A 5,181-nucleotide genomic window follows, 5' to 3' on the forward strand; every position below is an offset into this window, starting at 1 on the left:
TGCAAATGGAACAAAGACAATAACTGCAGAAGTTGTAGGAAATGATGGAAGTGTTCATAAATTAACTAGAAATATAAAAGTTAATGTACCAGTTATAACAAATTCAACTACGTTAGGTAGAATTGATGAACCAGTGGCAAATGAGAACCATTATAAATCTACTATTAAAGTTAGAGGTTGGGCTATAAATGAATCTGGAATTAGTGAAGTAAGAGTATATGTAAATGGAACTGACAAAGGGAAAATTACATACGGAACTTCAAGACCTGATGTAAATGCTGCATATCCAGGATATCCATCAGGAAATAATTCAGGATATGAATCAACAATTAATATTTCTGATATAGCAGAAGGAAAAGTTGAAATAAAAGTTGTTGTTACAGCAAAGGATGGAACAGTTAAAGATTTTGTAACTAATATAAATTTAAAAGGTAAATCACAAAAATTGGTTGTTATTGATCCAGGCCATGAAAATCCAGGTGGAGACCCAGGTTCAACGGCAACGCACAATGGTATTACTTATATAGAATCTAACTTAAATTTACAAATTGCAGTTAGATTAAAGAATGAGTTAGAGAGCAGAGGAATAGCTGTTGTTATGACAAGAAGTGAAGGAAGTGGACAAATAGGTCCTAATGCATCTGAAAGCTTAAGAAATAGGGTTAAGCTTGCTAATGATTTAAATGCAGATTTCTTCATATCATTACATCATAATTCAGGACCAGCTTCAGCTCAAGGATTTGAAGTTTGGTATAGTATTCAATCACCAACAACGAGAAGTGTGATATTTGAAGATTCTAAATCATTATCCATAGGAAGAGAAATAGCACTTTCTAACTTAGACTATAAAATTAGTAAAAGTAGAGAATTAGCTGAAGAATTTACAAAGACGGTTTCAAGTAGTTTAGGTATTGTAAATAGGGGAGCTAAATACGAACCTATAGGAGTTCCTGATTATTATGTAACAAAAAATACAAATATGCCTTCTGTAATTGTTGAAAATGGATTTTTAACTAATGCAAATGAAGCAAAAAAAGTTAGTGAAAGAACTTATCAACAAAAATTAGCAGAAATACTTGCAAATATTATTTCAAATAAATTATAAAAAAAGAACTACCATTTAGCTAGTTCTTTTTTTATTAAATCGATCTATTTATAAAATTTATTTGAAACAATTAACATACTTTTTTATTAAAAGGCAGTAGAATTATTATTAAAAATAATGGTGTCCACATAAGTTCTAATCTGTTAATTATATATGAGTCTTTAGCCATTAATACTAATGCAGTTAATAAAGTAAAGTAAAATGTGAATTTTACTAAATACCTAATAGCACTATTTTGTTTTCTTAAGCATACTATCACGAACATAATTCCGAAGCATACCGCTATTATAATTCCTGATATATTACCTAATGATGTTAAAATTAAATAAACTAATCCTGATGATAAGAAGCTAATAAATAATGGATTAAACACTAACTGCAATAAAGTCTGGAAAGCAAGCTTTATTAGCATTGGAGCACCTACACCATACCAGTTTATAAAATTTTCTTGTAGATGTTGAATTTGAGCAAATGAGAAAAATACATTTGATTGCTCAACAGTAAAGTTATAGTTAGTAAAGAAATAAATAGTGCCAACTATAACGACTAAATAAAATATATCTAATACACTAATAAGATTTTTCGTATTTTTAAAAGTAAATACAAGTATTGCAATTAGTATTAATATTAAATAAGATCTAAAGAATAATAATAAAATCAATGATGGAATAAGGATTTTTAAATTATATTCCTTTGATAATAAGCAATAAAGTGCAACAATCAATAAAAATAATATTATATTGTCACGCATTAATAAAGTATTAGTTAATATATATCCAGGTAAAAAACTAAATATTATTACAGATAAAAGTGAAAGTTTTTCATTTAAATATATCTTAAAAAGCTTATATAAGTATATGTATGTAGGAACATATATAAATAATTTTATAAGTATAAAGTTTAAAGCTGAATTAATGCCTATTAATCGTAAAAAAGTTAACATTATTACGAAAATATTATAATTTCCATAACTAGGATGACCTTGAGGATCGATAAATTCAAAAACAGGCAATTGTTTATTAATCCATTGATTAAATTCACCATTCTTAAAGTGATCAAATAAAATTTGAGAGTCTATGTTATATTTATATTCATCACAAAAGTGATTATTTTGAATATCTCCAAATAATATTCCTGTAGAAAATCCATTAGAGATATTATTATAAAATATTACTATCGCTAATATTGAATACATAATAATAAAAAAGTTAGATATATAAAAAAGCTTTTTATTTATATAATCTTTTTTATATAATAAAAAATTTACTAATAAAATAGCAATTATTATAAAAAAACTAAATACATTCATAAGCCAATCCTTTCAGTATATATAATAATTAGATTATATACTAATCCTTATATAATAACAATATTTTGTAATTGATACTATAATAAAATTAAATTTATATTGAAAATTGATTTTTATACAACAGATTATTAAGTTAATATAAAATGAAAGTTAGTATCATAACGAGATAAATAGTATATTTTAGTAAAAAAACACCTAATAAGATTTTCTTATTAGATGTTTTTGTAAAGGCTTTGGTTTAAGGAATATTATTTATTCCTGTTTTTAAAAAGGTATCCTACAGCTAAAGCAATAATTGTAGGAATAACCCATCCAAATCCAACACTAGAAAGTGGAATAAAGCTTAATGCTGAACCAAAGAATGCAAATAACACTCCAAATACTAATGAAGTATAAACGGCAAGCCTTACAGCAATAATATTAGTTAAGCATCTATTAAATAATGTAGTAAATATAATAGTAATAGCTACAGGATACAAAACATTTAATATTGGAACTGATAAAGAAACAATTTTATCAACACCTTGGCAAGCTATTAAATAACTCATAATAGAAATAACTATAGCATTAAATTTGTAAGATAACTTTCCGTTAGTTACCTTTTCAAAGAATGTTGATCCAGCAGTTAATAGACCTATTGAAGTAGTTAAACAAGCAAGTCCTATAGCAGCACCAATTAAAGCAACACCAAATCTACCTAAAATTTTATCAGCAATAAATACTAAAAGAGCAGTATTTGAGATAGAAGGATCAACTAATTTAACTGTATGTGCACCTATAAATGTTAAACCACCATAAACAAAGGCTAAGCCTATTACAGCAACAAAGCTTGATTTTAATAATACAGAATTAATTTCTTTTCCTTTATATCCTTTTTGCAATATAGATGAAGTAATAACTCCAGCAAATAATAATGCAGCTAATGCATCCATTGTTTGATATCCTTCAAGTAATGAAGTAGATAATACAGAAGTTGCACCTGTAGAAGCTATTTCTCCAATTGGGGAAACAATCCCTTTAACTATTACTATAGTTAAAATAACTATTAAAGCAGGTGTTAAAAATTTACCAATTGTATCAATAATAGAAGAACGCTTTAATACAAAGAATAAATTAATTAAAAAGTAAACAGCCATAACTATAAGTGGAGACCAATTTGGGAAAAATGGCGTTATTGTAATTTCAAATGTTGTTGCAGCTGTTCTTGGTATTGCAAGTAAAGGTCCTATTGCAAAGAAAAGAACAGTTGTAAGTATTAAGGTAAATTTAGTTCCAATCTTATTGGTAATACCTTCAAAAGTACCATTTTCCTTTGAACATGCTAATATTGCAAGTAAAGGTAGCCCAACACCAGTAAGAATAAATCCTATTATTCCTAAAATATATTGATCACCAAGTTTATTTCCAAGGGAAGGTGGGAATATTAAATTACCAGCACCAAAGAACATTGAAAATAGAGCAAAGCCAACTACAATTGAATCTTTAGTTTTATTTTTCATATGTATACCTCTTTCTAATTCGTAAAATATATGTTAATAAAAAGAATAAATTAGCAAACTGTTAATAAAAAACAGTGTTTAGTTAGTAATTTGTTAAAGATGAATATAATAATAACATTTTATAGGATACTTTTCAATAAAATATTGAATGTAAAAATAAGTGGATGTAACTACAAAATATCTAAATACAAATTATTATAGAGTAATATAAAAGATGTTTACAAGATAAATATATAGTAATTGGTTAATAATAAAATATATAATAAAATTTATATCAATTTGGAAAGGAAGGAATTATATGAAGGTAAGAAAGGCAATTATACCAGCAGCAGGTCTTGGCACGAGATTTTTACCAGCAACGAAAGCACAGCCTAAAGAGATGTTACCAATAGTTGATAAACCAACAATTCAATATATTATTGAAGAAGCTGTAGCATCAGGAATTGAAGAAATACTTATAATAACAGGTAGAAATAAAAAGAGTATAGAGGATCATTTTGATAGAAGTGTAGAACTTGAAATGGAACTTGAAAAAGCAGGAAAAGAAGAAATGTTTGAAATGATTAAAAAGATTTCAGACATGGCAGATATTCATTATATAAGGCAAAAGGAACCTAGGGGGCTTGGGCATGCAATATATTGTGCCAAGTCATTTGTTGGAGATGAACCTTTTGCAGTAATGCTTGGAGATGATGTTGTTGATAGTAAAGTTCCTTGTTTAAAGCAACTTATGGATTGTTTTAATGAATATCAAACAACTATATTAGGAGTACAAGAAGTAAATGCTAATGACGTAAATAAATATGGAATAGTTGATGGTATCTATATTGAAGATAGGGTATATAAAGTTAAAGAATTAGTCGAAAAGCCATCATTAGAAGAAGCACCAAGTAATGTTGCAATTTTAGGTAGATATATAATAACACCACAGATATTTGAGATATTAGAAAATACTAAGCCAGGTAAAGGAAATGAAATTCAATTAACAGATGCATTACAAACATTGATTTCAAATGAAGCTATGTATGCGTATATTTTTGAAGGCAAGAGATATGATGTAGGGGATAAACTTGGATTTTTAGAAGCAACTGTTGAATTTGCATTAAAGAAAGAAGGTCTTAGAGACAAATTTATTGAATATTTAAAAACAAAACCATGGGAAAGATAAAAAAACAGCCAATAGGCTGTTTTTTTATCAGACTGCTGACAAAGTGTCAGTAGTCTTTAATTTTATACAAATATGTAATATAATTTAAAATATATTAATT

4 protein-coding genes are annotated in these 5,181 nt (G+C 26.8%); 2 read left to right on the plus strand and 2 right to left on the minus strand.

The genetic code is table 11. The features are described 5' to 3' along the window. A partial coding sequence (locus LPC13_RS13290; RefSeq protein ID WP_234088869.1) for an N-acetylmuramoyl-L-alanine amidase occupies window positions 1-1,105 on the plus strand: 1,105 nt, incomplete at its 5' end. A 70-nt stretch (window positions 1,106-1,175) separates the two neighbouring features. Here LPC13_RS13290 and LPC13_RS13295 read toward each other — a convergent pair. Together LPC13_RS13295 and brnQ are read right to left on the minus strand one after the other, a co-directional pair. After that, window positions 1,176-2,300: a hypothetical protein gene (locus tag LPC13_RS13295; protein WP_234088870.1), complete on the minus strand. Its 1,125-nt coding sequence runs from the start codon at window positions 2,298-2,300 to the stop codon at window positions 1,176-1,178. Between the two features lie 362 nt (window positions 2,301-2,662). Next, a complete protein-coding gene (gene brnQ, locus LPC13_RS13300; protein ID WP_005214838.1) occupies window positions 2,663-3,913 on the minus strand; it encodes a branched-chain amino acid transport system II carrier protein in 1,251 nt (416 codons plus the stop codon). A gap of 298 nt (window positions 3,914-4,211) precedes the next feature. On the opposite strand from brnQ, the gene galU reads away from it, so the two are divergent. Continuing rightward, the gene (galU, locus tag LPC13_RS13305; RefSeq protein WP_005214839.1) at window positions 4,212-5,081 is read left to right on the plus strand and encodes a UTP--glucose-1-phosphate uridylyltransferase GalU; all 870 of its coding nucleotides are present in this window, start codon (window positions 4,212-4,214) and stop codon (window positions 5,079-5,081) included. Window positions 5,082-5,181 lie beyond the last annotated feature (100 nt).

The sequence above is a fragment of the Clostridium celatum genome, assembly GCF_021412605.1.
Lineage (GTDB): Bacteria > Bacillota > Clostridia > Clostridiales > Clostridiaceae > Clostridium > Clostridium celatum.

Bases quoted from the DNA above. Each gene is read 5' to 3' on its own strand.
- LPC13_RS13295 (WP_234088870.1), bottom strand. From the start codon at position 2,300: ATGTATTCAATATTAGCGATAGTAATATTTTATAATAATATCTCTAAT.
- brnQ (WP_005214838.1), bottom strand. From the start codon at position 3,913: ATGAAAAATAAAACTAAAGATTCAATTGTAGTTGGCTTTGCTCTATTT.
- galU (WP_005214839.1), top strand. From the start codon at position 4,212: ATGAAGGTAAGAAAGGCAATTATACCAGCAGCAGGTCTTGGCACGAGA.